The following is a 13759-nucleotide window of genomic DNA, read 5'->3' as shown; positions in this document are numbered from 1 at the left end:
CCATGCCTGATAATCCCCGTCAAGGACAGCCGGTTTGGATCGACTACGTCTGCCAGGACTTCGATGCCATGAAGAACTTCTACACCGAGGTCTTCGGGTGGGAGATCGTCGACCAGGGACCCGATTTCGGTCACTACCACCAGGCGTACAAGGACGGTGCGCCCGTCGGTGGGTTCATGCGAGCGATGACGATGGACGGGAACCCGGATCCGACGATGCCGACCGCCTGGTCGACGTACCTCTACACCAGTGACATCGACGGCACGTTTGCGAAGGCCACCGCAGACGGCGCCTCGCCGGTCGTCGGTCCGATGGCGGTCGGCCCCCTGGGCTCGATGGCCGTTGTCGTCGATCCCACCGGCGCCCCGATCGGCATGTGGCAGTCCGACCAGTTCACCGGGTTCGAACTGCCGCTCGTCCCGGGCACCCCGGTGTGGTTCGAGCTGATGACGACGGACTACGACACTGCGTGCGAGTTCTACGTCGACGCGTTCGACTTCCAACTCGTCGAGGTCGAGGGCCAGGAGATCAAGTACGCGACCTACGGCGCCAATGAGACCGCCGTCGCCGGCATCTGCGATGCCAGCCAGTGGACCCCGAATTCGTACTGGCGGACGTACTTCAACGTCGCCGATGTCGACGCCGCCGCGGCGAAGGTCGTCGAACTCGGCGGCACCGTGCTCGACGGTCCCATGGATTCGGAGTTCGGCAGGGTCGCCACTGTCGCCGACCCCGAGGGAGCGACGTTCCAGCTGCACCAGGATCTCTGATCCGGAGTGCTCCCGTTCACGCCCGCAGCGCGAGCGCGAACGGGAGCACCGCGGTCGCTCCGGCCTGCCGCAGCGCGCGGGCGGCGATCGCCATCGTCCACCGGGAGACGATCTCGTCGTCGACGAGGAGGACGGACTTTCCGGCGACCGCCTCGGCGACCTCCGGGGGAACGACGAACGCATCGTGGAGGTCCTTGACGCGGAAGGCACTGTTGACGTCGGGCGTCCCATGGTCGTGGACCTGGAGCAGCTCACCGCCGTCGATCAGACGTCCCGCGGACGCGAGGTTCGCCGCGAGCGAGCGGATCGTCTCGGGCCGGCGGGCGCTCGGAATCGACACGACGACCTCGGGCCGGTCCTCCCAGTTCCATTGCCCGAGCACCTCGAGGCACCACCGGCCGATCTGCGCAGGCACGTCGGCGTCGGGGGCATCGGGGGCGAGGAACTCCCGCAGCACCTGTCCCTGTCCGAGGTCGGAGAGTCGGGCGATGACGCGGCCTTCGGCGGCGAGCTCCTCGGCGGGGATCCTGCCCTTGAGGGAGACGCCGATGTTCGCCATCCCCGAGGGCCACGTGCTCCGCGGTTCGATCGGCAGGCCGATCCGGTGGAGGGTTCCGGCGGTCTCCCGCTGCGTCTCCGCGGAGATCTCCGTCGACCACCACACGCCTGCGCAGTTGTCGCAGCGTCCGCAGCGCTGCGGGTCGGGATCGTCGAGCTGCCGGATGAGGAACTCCATCCGGCACTCCCCCGTCGCCTCGTAGTCGAGCATCGCCTGGGCCTCGAAGGCGCGCACCTCGGCGACCTTCTCGTAGCGCTCCCGGTCATACGTCCATCCTCGACCGGTCGAGACGTATCCGCCGCGGACCTTCTCCACGGCCTCCTCGACCTCGAGGGTCTTGAGCAGCAGCTGCAGGCGGGTGCGCTTCGTCCCGACGAGCGTCTCCAGGCGAGCCACGGACAGGGGGCCGTCCGCTTCGGCGAGCGCGGTGAGGACGGCATCGGCATCGGCCTGACTCGGCATCGACGCGGTCGCGAAGTACTCCCAGATCTCGGCGTCCTCGGAGCCGGGAAGGAGGAGGACGTCGGCGGAATCCGTCGCACGACCGGCGCGACCGACCTGCTGGTAGTAGGCGACGGCCGAGGACGGCGCCCCGACGTGGACGACGAAGCCGAGGTCCGGCTTGTCGAAGCCCATCCCCAGCGCCGAGGTCGCCACCAGCGCCTTGAGCCGGTTGTCCTTGAGCTGCTGCTCGAGGTCAGCGCGCTCCTCGGCGTCGGTGCGGCCGGTGTACGCGCGCACCTCATGCCCCTGGTCACGGAGGATGCGGGTGATGTCCTCGGCCGCGCTGACCGTGAGCGTGTAGATGATGCCCGATCCCGTGAAATCGCCGAGGTGGGAGCTCAGCCACGCGATCCGAGCACTGGGATCGAGGCCGGGTTGGACGCCGAGGCGCAGCGAATCGCGAGCGAGTTCGCCGCGCACGACGGTGGTGTCGTCGCCGAGCTGTTCGGCGACGTCGGTGACGACGCGGGAGTTCGCCGTCGCCGTCGTCGCGAGCACCGGGGTGTCGGTTGTGAGGTCGGAGAGGATGTGGCCGATCCGGCGGTAGTCGGGGCGGAAGTCATGGCCCCAGTCGGAGATGCAGTGGGCCTCGTCGACGACGATGAGCCCGAGGATCTGAAGGAGCTGAGGGAGCACCTCGTCGCGGAACTGCGGGTTGTTCAGCCGTTCCGGGGAGACGAGGAGGACGTCGATGCTCCCGGCGCGCAGATCGGCGAGGACGCCGTCCCATTCGGTGACGTTCGAGGAGTTGAGTGTCGCCGCCCGGACTCCGGCACGTCCGGCCGCGGCGATCTGGTCGCGCATCAGGGCGAGCAGCGGGGAGATGATGAGGCTCGGCCCCGCACCCTGGGCGCGCAGCAGTCGGGTGGCGACGAAGTAGACCGCGGACTTGCCCCACCCGGTGCGCTGGACGACGAGGACGCGTTTGCGCCCCTCGACGAGGTCGCTGATCGCCTCGAGCTGACCGTCGCGGAACTGGGCGTCGGGGTTGTTCGTCAGCTCCGCGAGGACGGACTGCGCGCGGGCGTCGAAGTCGGTGAGCTGCGTGGTTTCCGTCATGGGGTCAGTCTAGGTGCCGGCACTGACACGGCCCGCCCGGAGCGGAATCCAGAACTCAGCAGACACCGCTCGTCCTGCCGCACTGGGTCGGCGAAATGGTCAGGCGGGTATGACCGTTCTGCCGACCTGAGGGCATCGCGGAATCATCCCGTCAGCGGGGCGAAATGACTTCGAGGCCCACCGACCGTGCCGCCTCCTCAAGGCGCTTGTCATAGGTCAGAAGGGCATCGACATCCAATCGGAGCGCGGCCTCCAGGTGCAGCGCATCGAGGGTCCGCAGATACGGCATGGACAGAAGTCCGGCCGAGCGAAACACCGCCCGATCGAGAGCGGCGATGGAGACTCCATCGAGGAGCACAGAGACTTCTGCCTGCTCGCGCTCCTCTCGCACGGCCATTCGACGCAGTTCGGTTTCGACCAGGTCGCTCGACACGAGTTCTGCTGAGGTTCCATTCAGCCAGCCGACCAGAGCGTCCGACTCCGGCTGAGCCACTAGAAGAGCCCCGAGTGCAGAGGTGTCAACGTAGACGATCGACGGGTCGCTCACAGACGCTCCTCACGGAGCTCGTCAATGATCTCCGTCATGACGCGGTTGTCGCTCGACGGCCGGCGATCACGCGCAGTCCAGCCACCCACTCTTCTAGCCGGTCGAGCGATCGTCAGCCGAGGAGCAGGAGCGTCCAACGGAACGATGCGCCCAACCGGCACACCCCGATTGGTCAGCACGAACGAATGCCCTTCACTGACCGCGCGAAGGACCCTCCCGGACTCATTGCGCAGCTCACGCTGCGAAAGGCTTTCAGCCTGCACTCCCTCTGCATTCATCAGCAAATTGTAGCACCAGTGCTACAAGCTCAGTGAAGGTCCGCCTCGGCGGCCCATCACCGCAACGCGGCGTTGATGCCGAGGGTCGCGAGCACACCGAAGAGGACGCCCCAGAGGATGATCGAGATGATCTGCCAGAACGCGACGACGTTGCGGTTGGCGCCGAAGCTCACCATCGCCATCGACGTGATCTGCGAGGGCAGGACCGTCTGGCCGAGCAGGGAGACGCCGGGGACGCCGAACTTGTCGAACATGCGCTTGAGCCGCTGCCGCCTCGGCGAGGTGGCCTTCTCCCTGTTCTTCGTCGCCCTGTCGCGGATCGCGCCCGCACCGTAGACGAACGCGAGCATCGAGACGACGTTGCCGATGACGGCGACGAGGATCGCGACGACCGGGCTCAGTCCGATGGCGACGCCGATGACCGAGCCGAAGTACGACTCGACGAACGGGATCGCGGAGACGAGCATGACGCCCAGCCATTGCAGCCAGTCGGGGAACGAATCGGCGAAGTTCTGCAGGTTCTCGATCATGGTGTGCTCCGTTCTCGCGGGTTCTCGATGATCCTAGTACAGCGTACTAGTACACTGTACTATACCTGCTGAGTAGAGTGAGGCGAAAGAGAGGAGGGTGATGTCCCGACGCGATGAGATCATCGAGGCCGCGATCCGCCTCGCGGAGACCGGCGAACCGCGCAGGACGACGCTGAGTGTGCGCGCGGTCGCGAAGGAGGCGGGGATCGGCGCGTCGACGCTGCGCCACTACTTCCCGACCCAGGCCGATCTCTACATCGAGGTCGCCCGTCGATCGATGCAGATGAACATCAGCGACTTCCGCATCGAGGACGCGAGCATCCCACCCCGCGAGCGTCTCTACGAGGTGCTCTCGCAGTTCCTCACGACACACGAGCACCGCGATGCCCAGCTCGAGCTGTGGCTGGCGATGCACTTCAACGCGCTCGGACCGAATCCGCGCGAGGGGTCGCAGGCGCTGCTCGACTACGCCCATGAGATCACCTACGACTGCCTCCACCGCTGGCTCGGCGTCCTCGCCGACGAAGGGCACCTCGATCCCGCCGAGGTGGGACGCGCCGCGACGATCCTCTTCACCGCGATCGACGGCATGGGCCTCCACTCGATCATCTCCCCGGACCGGATGACCGTCGACGAGATGCACGCGAACATCAAGTGGCTCATCGACCGACTCCTCGCCTGAGGCACGGCTTCTCCCGAGGCACCGGCCCCGCCCGATGCACTGACCTCCTCCGACAGGCTGACCCCGCCCGAAACGCCGGCGTCAGCGCATCTGCTCGGCAGCGCGGGTGAGCGCCGAGGTGAGGCGGGAGAGCCGCTCCGAGGCGAGCTTCCAGTGCTGCCAGTAGAGCGGAACGTCGACGTCCGGGGCGGCGGTGATCGGCACGAGGTCGGTGTCGATCTCGCTCAGCTGCATGACCGGGATCATCCCCCAGCCCACACCGGAGGCCACGGCGACGGCGAACTCCGCCGAGCTCGGCACCACCGACATCGGCGGCATCGTCGTCACTCCGTGCCGGCGGAGGAAGTCGAGCTGGAGGTCGTCGTCCTTGCCGAAGTTGACCATCGGCAGGGTCGCAAGGTCCACCTCGGCGAAGGAACCGTCGCCTGTTTTCGCCGACGACGCCTCTTCCCCCTTCGCCGACGCGGGGCTCGCGCCATTCTTCTCCGCGGGGCTCGTGCCCGTCCAGCCGTGCCGGGCGAGCAGACCAGGGGCCGCGACGGCGAGGTAGCGCATGGTGCCGAGCCGTTCGACGCGGGTGCCGTACGGACTCGAGGCCGCCGAGGTGATCGTCCCGAGCACCTCCCCCGACGTCAGCAGCGGCAGGAGTTTGTCCTGGTCGGCGACGACGAGCCGCAGGACGGCATCGTCCCACGTGGCCGCCTCGGCGAAGATCGGACGGAACCACGTGGCGAGCGAGTCGGCGTTGACTCCGATGCGCAGCACGGTCGGCTCCCGCCGCGCCCCGGCCTCACCGGTGCCGATGCCGTCAGGAGCGTCGACGGCGATGCCGTGGAGGCGGTCCATCGCCTCGGATTCGAGGAGTTCGACCTGGCGCGCGTAGCGGAGGACCGCGGCGCCCGCCTCGGTGACGGTGACGGGGTTGGACCGCCGGAGGAGGACCTGGCCGAGCCGGGATTCGAGGGCGCGGATGCGCTGGCTCGCCGCCGAGGCGGTGATGCCGAGGACATACGCGCCGCCTTCGACGGTGCCTTCGTCGACGGCGGCGGCAAGTCCTCTGACGTGATCGAGGTTCATGAAGATATTCTGCATCAGATGTAGATTGTTTTGTTTTTCTTCACTCGCCGATCGTCCTACTCTGGCGATATGGTCACTCACGCACTCAGCGGTCTCCTCGCAGGCTGGTCGCTCATCATCGCCGTCGGGCCGCAGAACGCACTCGTGCTGCGGCAGGGGATCCGTCGCGAGCACCTCGGCGTCGTCCTCACGATCTGCATCCTCGCCGACGTCCTCCTCATCGGGGCGGGGTCGGTGGGGATCGGCGCGATCGTCCTGCTGGCACCGTGGGCGCTCGAGATCCTCCGCTGGCTCGGGGTGGCCTACCTCCTGTGGTTCGCGTGGACGAGCCTGCGATCGGCCCGCGAGGCGACCGGGCTGCGGGCCGACACCGAGCAGCGCGGCCTGCGCGGGGTCATCGCGACGACGCTCGCCCTGACGTTCCTCAATCCCGGCGTCTACCTCGACACCGTCGTCATGCTCGGCAACCTCGCCAACCAGCAGGGCCCCGGCGGCGTGCTGCCGTTCACGCTCGGGGCGATGGTCGGGTCGATCACGTGGTTCCTCGGCATCGGCCTCGGTGCCCGGGCGCTGTCGGGCTGGCTCGCGCGACCGCGGGTGTGGCAGGTTCTCGACGTCATCATCGCCGTCGTCCTCGTCATCCTCGCCGTGCGGCTCGCGCTCGGCTGATCCTCGCCGAGGCGGTCGTGTCAGGTGTTCGCGCTACCCTCGGTGCCATGGATCCCCGAGTCTCCCTCCCGCTGCGGTCGGTCGCCGCGCACGCGCACTCCCCACCGCAGCTGCCCGACTGGCTGGCCGACATCCCGGCGGTCGGTGATCTCCTCGCGGGGTTCGAGTTCGAGGCGACGACGATCTTCGTCGGCGAGAACGGTGCGGGGAAGTCGACGATCATCGAGGCGATCGCCACCGCGCTCGATCTCCCGCACGGCGGCGGCTCGGCGTGGGAGGTGCGTGAGCACGCCGAGGACACACCTGTGCTCACGGAGCACCTGCAGATCATCAAGGGTGCGACGACGAATCGGCAGGGCTTCTTCCTCCGTGCCGAGACGATGCACGAGAGCATGGCGCACCTCATGGAGATCGGCGCGCCGCGCGGCTTCGAGCTCTCCCAACGGTCACACGGCGAGACGTTCGTCGACACGCTGAAGGGCACATTCCTCGACTTCGGTCTGTGGATCCTCGATGAGCCCGAGAGCGCGTTGTCATTCACGTCCTCGCTCACGCTGCTCCAGCTCATCCGGCAGCGTGAACGGGCCGGACTGCAGACGGTCATGGCCACCCACTCCCCCATCCTCGCGAGCGCCGAGGGCGCCCGACTCGTCGAACTCGGCGAGTGGGGCATACGGGACTCGACCTGGGACGACCTCGACATGGTCGCGCACTGGCGCCGCTTCCTCGACGAGCCGAGAAGGTACACCCGGTACTTCGACGAGGAGTGAGACGCCGGGTGGCGAAGCAGACCTGGCTCGAGCGGACGGGCGCTGGTCAGTGCGACGGTCGCCTGAGGCCGCGGTCGAGGTTCCCGCAGTTTGGCGCACCGCCGTCTGGCGCACCGCGGTTTGGCGTGCCGCGGCCTGCCTCACCGCGGCCTGTCGCCTCAGAGCGACAGGCTCGGGTGGAGCTGCGTGAGGGTGACCATCCGTTTGCGGCTGCACACGAGGACGGTCGCGAGCAGACAGATCCCCGTCATGAGCAGGAGCACGGCCGCTGACTGCACGGCGATGATCATGTCCCCGCCGGCGATGAGCGTGCGCAGACCCGTCACGGCGTAGGTCATCGGCAGGAACGGCGAGATGATCTGGAAGATCTCCGGTGCCGTCTGCACCGGGTAGGTGCCTCCCGCCGAGGCGATCTGGATCATCAGCAGGACGAGCGCGATGAGCCTGCCGACACCGCCGAGGGCGGCCACGCAGAGCTGGTGGACGGCGTGGAAGCTCGCCGCGATGAGGATCGAGAACACCAGGGTGCCCAGCCACGCGCCGGCCGAGAAGTCCAGGGCGAACCACAGCACGCCGTAGAGCACGGCGACCTGCGCGATGCCGAAGAGGAGACCCGGAACGTAGCCGGCCCAGGCGATGCGGTTCGACTTCGCCGTCGAGGCGAGCGCACGGTACGGAATCGCGTTGAGCACCATGTAGGTGATCATGCCGCCGATCCACAGGGCCAGTGAGATGAAGAACGCGGCCAGTCCCTCGCCGTATGTACCCACCGCATTGTTCTTCACCTTGTCGGCGTCGACGGGCACCGCAACGACATCGGAGCGCTTCTCACGATCCTGCTTGTCATACGTCGGGATCTGCTCGGCGCCCTTCGTCAGCTGGTCGGCGAGCTCCCCCGAACCGTCGTCGAGCTTGCCCGCACCCTCATCGAGATCGGTCGCGCCCTTCGCGAGCTGGGACGACCCGTCCTTGAGCTGGCCGACACCGTCCTTCGCCTTCGCCGTCCCGTCTTTGAGTGCGACGGCGCCGTCATGAAGGTCGCCGGCACCCTTGGCGAGGTCATTGGCGCCCTTGTCGAGCTTGACGAGACCGGAGTGGAGATCGTCGGCACCGTCGGCGACCTGCTGCGCCCCGTCGTCGAGCTCGCCGATCTTCTTGTCAGCGTCCCGGATCTTCTGCATCACCCCGTCGACGGCATCCTTGACCGGCTTCTCCAACCCACGCGCGTCATCGGCGGCCTTCGACGCCCGCTCGTGCGCGGAGTCGAGGTCGTCGCCCAAGGTGCCGACCTCCTCGGCGAGCTTCTGGACGTTCGGATCGTCCGGGTAGTCCTTCTCCAGCTGGTCGATGCGATCGGCGACGTCACCGCGGACCGAGGTCCGCGCGGTTTCGAAATCCTTCTCCGCATCGTCGAGCTTCGGTCGGGCGCTCTCGACGAGGTCGTCGGCCTTGCCCTTGAGATCCTCCGCCTTGTCGGTCGCATCGTCGGCGACGCCGCGCAGCTGGCTCGTGCCGTCAGCGACCTGACCGGCGCCCTTCGCAAGCTTCTTCGCTCCGGTCTCGGCATCTCCCGTGCCCGTGGCGAGCGTGTCGGCACCGTTCTCGAGGTCCCCAGCACCCTTCGCGAGCTTGCCCGCGCCGTCGTCGAGGTCCCCGATCCCCTTCTGGAGATCGCCGACTCCCTTGTCGAGATCGTGCGCGCCCTTCGCGAGCTTGCCCGACCCGTCGTGGAGTTCGACGGCGCCGTCGTGGAGGTCGGAGGCGCCGTCGGCGGCTTTGACCATGGAGGACTGGATGTCGTTGAAGCCGACGTAGACCTGGGAGACGTACTCGGCCGTCGTCGTCTCGTTGAGTCCCGCCTTGATCTCGGAGAGCACCGTGCCCGCGAGCTGCCCGACGATGAAGTTATGGGCATCATCGGTGCGCAGTTCGAGTCCCGCCTGCTCGGGGTCGTCACCGCCGGTGGAGACGAGGCGCTGCGAGAAGTTCGAGGGGATCTCGAGGATCGCGAAGTACGTGCCGTCGGCGAGCCCCTCATTGGCTTCCTGCAGCGAGGTCTCCTGCCAGTCGAAGCCGCCTTCGCCCTTCGGGGTGATCTTGTCGACGAGTTCGTCGCCGGCATTGAGCCGCTCACCGTCGGAGTCCGGCTTCTCCGCACCGGTGTCCTCGTTGACGACAGCGGCCTGGAGTCGGTCGATGTTGTCCGTCGGCGACCAGTTCGACGCCAGGTAGAGCCCGCCGTAGATCGCGGGAATGACGGCGACGACGATCATCGCCAGACGCGTGATCGTGTGACGTTTGAACCGAGTGAGTTCGAGCCAGGGGAGGGAGAACATCGAAGAATCACCTTCACAAGAATCTGTGGTGCCGAAGGTCGAGCGCAGACCGGGGCCTGCCGGGTCTATGGAGCTGAGGTCAGGAGGATTGCGGGGTCAGGTTGAGTTCGGTCACCGAGGCGGGATGCACCTGGGTGGAGAGCTGGTCGAAGGCGAGATCGATGTCCGAGGAATCCTCGCACGTGACGATGAGCGTCAGCGGCTTCTCCGGGTCCCGCTCCCGGCGCAGCTCTTGGTAGATGAGGAGAGCGGCCCATGCGCGGGCACGGTCCTCACGTTCCCGGAGGAAGTCGATGTTGTCGATGACGATGACGGGCTTCTGGGCCAGGGAGGCGAGCCCGAACTCGAGGAGGAACTTCTGCAGCTCGCTGAGTTCGGAGACGAAGGTGTCACCGTCGGCGTCGACGAGGAAGTCAGCGCTCTTGGCGTCACTCGAGGTGAACGTGTCCTTCGGGAGGCGGCCGATCACCTCGGTGGCGGAGTCGAAGGTCTCCCTGATGACGTCGATGACCTCCCGCAGGGACTTCTTCGACACCCACGGCTTGTACCAGGGCTGGAGCATGATGAGGCGTTCGGCGATGTGCTGGGCGACCGTGAAGTCGTTCTCGAGGTCCGTCAGTCCGGCGACGTGCCCGATCGACACGGTTTCGCGGACCGCGCGGGCCTGTCTGCGGATGTTGAGGTCGAAGACGTGGCCCTCACCGGAGTCGACGCGCATCCGTCCTGCGATCGACAGCAGCAGCGAGGTCTTGCCGGAGCCCGCCGCTCCGCGGATGATCGCCAGCGATCCGCTGGCGACGGTGAGGTCGATGTCGGAGAACACCGGGCCCTGCTTGCCCGACATCCCCCAGTCGCGCAGGGTCACTGCCGCACGGTCGACCTCGGTCGGGGCCGCGAGCGTGTGCGAATCGCTCTGCATTGTCCTGCTCCCTCACATGTCTCGCAAGCGTCATTCGATCATGCCGATGCCAGCGGACCGCGCTGCCTGCTTGTCAGCACATTACGGCAAACATGCGGCCTTGGCTCTATGGCGATTGGTGCGGCGGATGCAGCCGCGGAATGTTACCAGTAAGTAACTATACGACTCGAACCTGGGAATCGGCCAGATCATGCGGGCAGATGTCTTCAAGGACACACTCGAGCCGGTGGGTGCCTGAGATGGCTCGAGCGGTGGACGCCTGAGATGGCTCGAGCGGTGGGTGCCGGCGATAGCTGCCGCAACCGACGCGCGGCGAGGCGATCCACCCGAATGCACCGGCTGTGCCTGAACACCGCAGCCGAGGCCCGACACAGCGAAGCGGCCGGTCTGCGCAGGATGAATCCTGCGCAGACCGGCCGCTCGGCGAAACCGGATCACGCTCACGTGTCGAAGCGTCGACCTTCCGGCTTCGACGGCAGAATCATCAGCACGAGGACGATGAGGCTGCCGACGCTGGGAATGAGGTTGAGGAACCAGAACGGTCCGGCGAGGTTGGCATCGTGGAGTCGCCGCCAGCTGATCGCCAGGTTGGGGACGAGGAACGCCAGGGCGATGATGACGACGAGTATGGCACCGATCAGGGCCAGCGTGGAGCCAGCCGGATTCGGCTCGGCCGTCGGCGTGCCGTAGGGCGAGTACGAACTGCTCGCCGCCGTCGCCGCCACCATCGACAGGCCGACGGTCCAGAGGATTGCCGGAATGAGCATGACGAGCGCCTGGAACAGGTAGGCGAACCAGTACTCGCTGCGCGAAGCCCGGCCCGAGAAGACCGAGAACTTCTTCCAGAAGCGACGGACGGCCTGGCCGAAAGTGGCTCCGTAGAGGGGGCGGGACAGATCGTCGGGGCTCTTGGCGCCATCGAGGTCGGCTCCGAAGGCAGCTCCCGGTCCGTATCCGGCGCCGGGAGCATTCTCCGCACCGGACCCGTAGGCGTTGTTCGCGTCGTAAGTCATGATGGCTTCCTGGTCGAGGGGTGAAGCGCCGCCACGGTGACGGGCGCCTTGTTCTCACCATTCTTACACCTGACTGCGATGAATGACGGAGAAATCGTGTTTCGGATCTGCCACAGACAGCCGTCGCCCGTCACCCGAGAGGCAGCGGTGGCCTCTCCGGTGACGGGCGACGACGGCATGCACCGTCCGGGAACTGCGAGGGGTCAGGCGTCTCCGCCGGTGATGGCGTAGGCCTCATCGACGGGGGATTCGTCGATGTGGCCGTCGATCCGGCGCAGCGCCTTCCACCCGAAGGCGAGCACGAGGATCGAGAGCACGACCGCCGCAGCGCCGAAGAGGTAAGGAGAGCCTGCACCCAGCGATTCGGAGACGGCGCCGGCGACGATCGGGGCGACCGCACCGCCGAGGAACCGCACACCCGAGTACGAGCCCGAGGCCACCGGCCGCGGGAGATCACTGACCTCCATGGCCGATTCTGTGAACACCGTGTTGAGCACGCCGAGGATGAGTCCGGCGACGATGACGCAGATGATCAGCCCGATGAACGACTCGGCGAGGAACGACATGACGACGAGGAGCACGGCGAGGACGATGAGAGCGGTGATGAGGCTCTTGCGCCGCCGCAGGCGATGCGTGAGCAGGGGTGCGCCGAACACCGAGGTGATCGCCAGGCAGATGCCCCACCCGAAGAACACGTAGCCGAGGCCCATCGCTCCGAAGTTCTCGATGCCGGCGGCCGCGGCGGCTGCCTCGACCGGGAACGGGCTGTAGGCGAGGAGGATGAAGAAGCCGAAGTTGTAGAGCAGTGCGGCGACGGCGACGACGCCGACTCCGGGGTGGGCGAGCGCACGGAAGGTCGCGCTCAGCCTGACCGGCTCACGTGAGGTCTGGAGCGCCTGCCCGCCGGTCTTCGAGTTCGGCAGCAGGATGAGGATGGCGATGAAGCCGATGGCCATGAGCACTGCGGTGCCGAAGAACGGTCCGCGCCAGGAGATTCCGCCGAGGACGCCGCCGAGCAGCGGACCGGTGGCGATGCCGACGCCGAGCGCAGCCTCGTAGAGGATGATCGCCTTGTCCGCACCGCCCGCGGCGGCCCCGACGACGGTGGCCAGAGCGGTGGAGATGAAGAGCGCATTGCCCAGACCCCATCCGGCGCGGAAGCCGATGATCTGGTCGACGCTGCCGGAGAGACCGGCGAGCGCGGAGAACGCGACGATGAGGATGAGTCCGATGAGCAGCGTCGTCTTCGCACCGATGCGCGAGGAGATGAAGCTCGTGAAGAACATCATGCCGCCGGTGATGAAGAGGTAGCTCGTGAAGAGCAGCATCGACTGCGCCGGGCTGGCATCGAGTTCACGTGAGATGGCGGGAAGGATGGGGTCGACGAGGCCGATGCCCATGAACGCGATGATGCACGCGAACACCACCGCCCACACCGCTTTCGGTTGGCGCAGGATGGATCCCTGCTTCGCTTCGTCCTGTGTGGTGTCTCCGTCTGCTGCTCTCATCTCTTCGACCGTGCGTCCTTTCCGTTGGTGGTGCTGATGTCGGCTGATGGGGATCCGTCGGGGGCGTCGTCGGTGTCGACAGGGTGCTCATTGCGCAGGTAGTCGCCGACGAGTCGCAGCGCCCGGTGCACGCTGAGTCGGTCCTCAGGGGTGAGCGCCTCGAAGTAAGGCACCATCTGGTCGACCATGATCTCGCGGTTGACCGCGAGCCTGGCCCGACCTTCGTCCGTGAGCGAGAACTGCGACGCCCGGCGATCGGTGGGACTCGCCTCTCTGACGACGAGCCCGTCGTCCTCGAGCCGCGCGAGAAGTTTCGTCGCGGCCGGCTGCGAGCTGAGGTAGCCCTGCGCGAAGTGACCGACGCGCACGGGCTGATACTGCTCGACGACAGCGAGGGCGCGCAGAGTGACGAGTTCACTCTCATTGCCGATGAGCCTCCTGAACGCCCTGGTCAGGCGTGAGGAGACGACGACGAGACCTTTGACGATCTCCTCGGGATCCACATCTTCCATAACTCATGTATATACCTAGGTTATAT

14 protein-coding genes are annotated in these 13759 nt (G+C 66.9%); 4 read left to right on the top strand and 10 right to left on the bottom strand.

What is annotated here, in order from left to right:
- Nucleotides 1-2: 2 nt before the first annotated feature.
- Nucleotides 3-770, top strand: coding sequence for a VOC family protein (locus FFS20_RS03230; protein ID WP_137824502.1), 768 nt, complete (start codon nt 3-5; stop codon nt 768-770).
- Between the two features lie 16 nt (nt 771-786).
- Here the strand turns inward: FFS20_RS03230 and FFS20_RS03225 are convergent, their stop codons facing one another.
- The 4 genes from FFS20_RS03225 to FFS20_RS03210 form a co-directional block, all read right to left on the bottom strand.
- Nucleotides 787-2892 (bottom strand): RecQ family ATP-dependent DNA helicase, encoded by a 2106-nt coding sequence (locus FFS20_RS03225; RefSeq protein ID WP_137824501.1) that lies wholly within the window; start codon nt 2890-2892, stop codon nt 787-789.
- A gap of 151 nt (nt 2893-3043) precedes the next feature.
- Nucleotides 3044-3439 (bottom strand): type II toxin-antitoxin system VapC family toxin, encoded by a 396-nt coding sequence (locus tag FFS20_RS03220; protein WP_137824500.1) that lies wholly within the window; start codon nt 3437-3439, stop codon nt 3044-3046.
- Nucleotides 3436-3717, bottom strand: a complete 282-nt coding sequence (locus FFS20_RS03215; RefSeq protein WP_137824499.1) for a type II toxin-antitoxin system prevent-host-death family antitoxin — start codon at nt 3715-3717, stop codon at nt 3436-3438. Before FFS20_RS03215 ends, FFS20_RS03220 begins: the two co-directional genes overlap by 4 nt.
- Nucleotides 3718-3773: 56 nt before the next feature.
- The gene (locus tag FFS20_RS03210; RefSeq protein WP_137824498.1) at nt 3774-4247 is read right to left on the bottom strand and encodes a hypothetical protein; all 474 of its coding nucleotides are present in this window, start codon (nt 4245-4247) and stop codon (nt 3774-3776) included.
- 100 nt (nt 4248-4347) lie between these two features.
- On the opposite strand from FFS20_RS03210, the gene FFS20_RS03205 reads away from it, so the two are divergent.
- On the top strand, nt 4348-4929 hold the full coding sequence (locus FFS20_RS03205) for a TetR/AcrR family transcriptional regulator (protein ID WP_137824497.1): 582 nt from the start codon (nt 4348-4350) through the stop codon (nt 4927-4929).
- A gap of 81 nt (nt 4930-5010) precedes the next feature.
- On the opposite strand, the gene FFS20_RS03200 is transcribed toward FFS20_RS03205, so the two are convergent.
- Nucleotides 5011-6006, bottom strand: a complete 996-nt coding sequence (locus FFS20_RS03200; protein ID WP_137824496.1) for an ArgP/LysG family DNA-binding transcriptional regulator — start codon at nt 6004-6006, stop codon at nt 5011-5013.
- Between the two features lie 69 nt (nt 6007-6075).
- Between FFS20_RS03200 and FFS20_RS03195 the strand changes: the two genes are divergently transcribed.
- Both FFS20_RS03195 and FFS20_RS03190 read left to right on the top strand, forming a co-directional pair.
- Nucleotides 6076-6675, top strand: coding sequence for a LysE/ArgO family amino acid transporter (locus FFS20_RS03195; protein WP_137824495.1), 600 nt, complete (start codon nt 6076-6078; stop codon nt 6673-6675).
- 47 nt (nt 6676-6722) lie between these two features.
- Nucleotides 6723-7445, top strand: a complete 723-nt coding sequence (locus FFS20_RS03190; protein WP_171006959.1) for an AAA family ATPase — start codon at nt 6723-6725, stop codon at nt 7443-7445.
- Nucleotides 7446-7603: 158 nt separating this feature from the next.
- Here FFS20_RS03190 and FFS20_RS03185 read toward each other — a convergent pair whose 3' ends face one another.
- The 5 genes from FFS20_RS03185 to FFS20_RS03165 form a co-directional block, all read right to left on the bottom strand.
- Entirely contained in the window at nt 7604-9781 is a 2178-nt protein-coding gene (locus FFS20_RS03185; protein ID WP_137824493.1) for a YhgE/Pip domain-containing protein, read from the bottom strand.
- A 79-nt stretch (nt 9782-9860) separates the two neighbouring features.
- Nucleotides 9861-10700, bottom strand: a complete 840-nt coding sequence (locus FFS20_RS03180) for an ATP-binding cassette domain-containing protein (protein ID WP_137824492.1) — start codon at nt 10698-10700, stop codon at nt 9861-9863.
- Nucleotides 10701-11140: 440 nt separating this feature from the next.
- Nucleotides 11141-11713: a DUF805 domain-containing protein gene (locus FFS20_RS03175; RefSeq protein ID WP_137824491.1), complete on the bottom strand. Its 573-nt coding sequence runs from the start codon at nt 11711-11713 to the stop codon at nt 11141-11143.
- Nucleotides 11714-11916: 203 nt separating this feature from the next.
- A complete protein-coding gene (locus tag FFS20_RS03170; RefSeq protein ID WP_137824490.1) occupies nt 11917-13221 on the bottom strand; it encodes an MFS transporter in 1305 nt (434 codons plus the stop codon).
- Nucleotides 13218-13733: a MarR family transcriptional regulator gene (locus tag FFS20_RS03165; RefSeq protein ID WP_137824489.1), complete on the bottom strand. Its 516-nt coding sequence runs from the start codon at nt 13731-13733 to the stop codon at nt 13218-13220. The genes FFS20_RS03170 and FFS20_RS03165 overlap by 4 nt, the downstream gene beginning before the upstream one ends.
- Between the last annotated feature and the right edge of the window lie 26 nt (nt 13734-13759).

It is taken from the genome of Brevibacterium sp. 2SA, from assembly GCF_005502845.1.
Taxonomy (GTDB): domain Bacteria; phylum Actinomycetota; class Actinomycetes; order Actinomycetales; family Brevibacteriaceae; genus Brevibacterium.
This window is presented reverse-complemented; position numbering and strand designations above follow the sequence as displayed.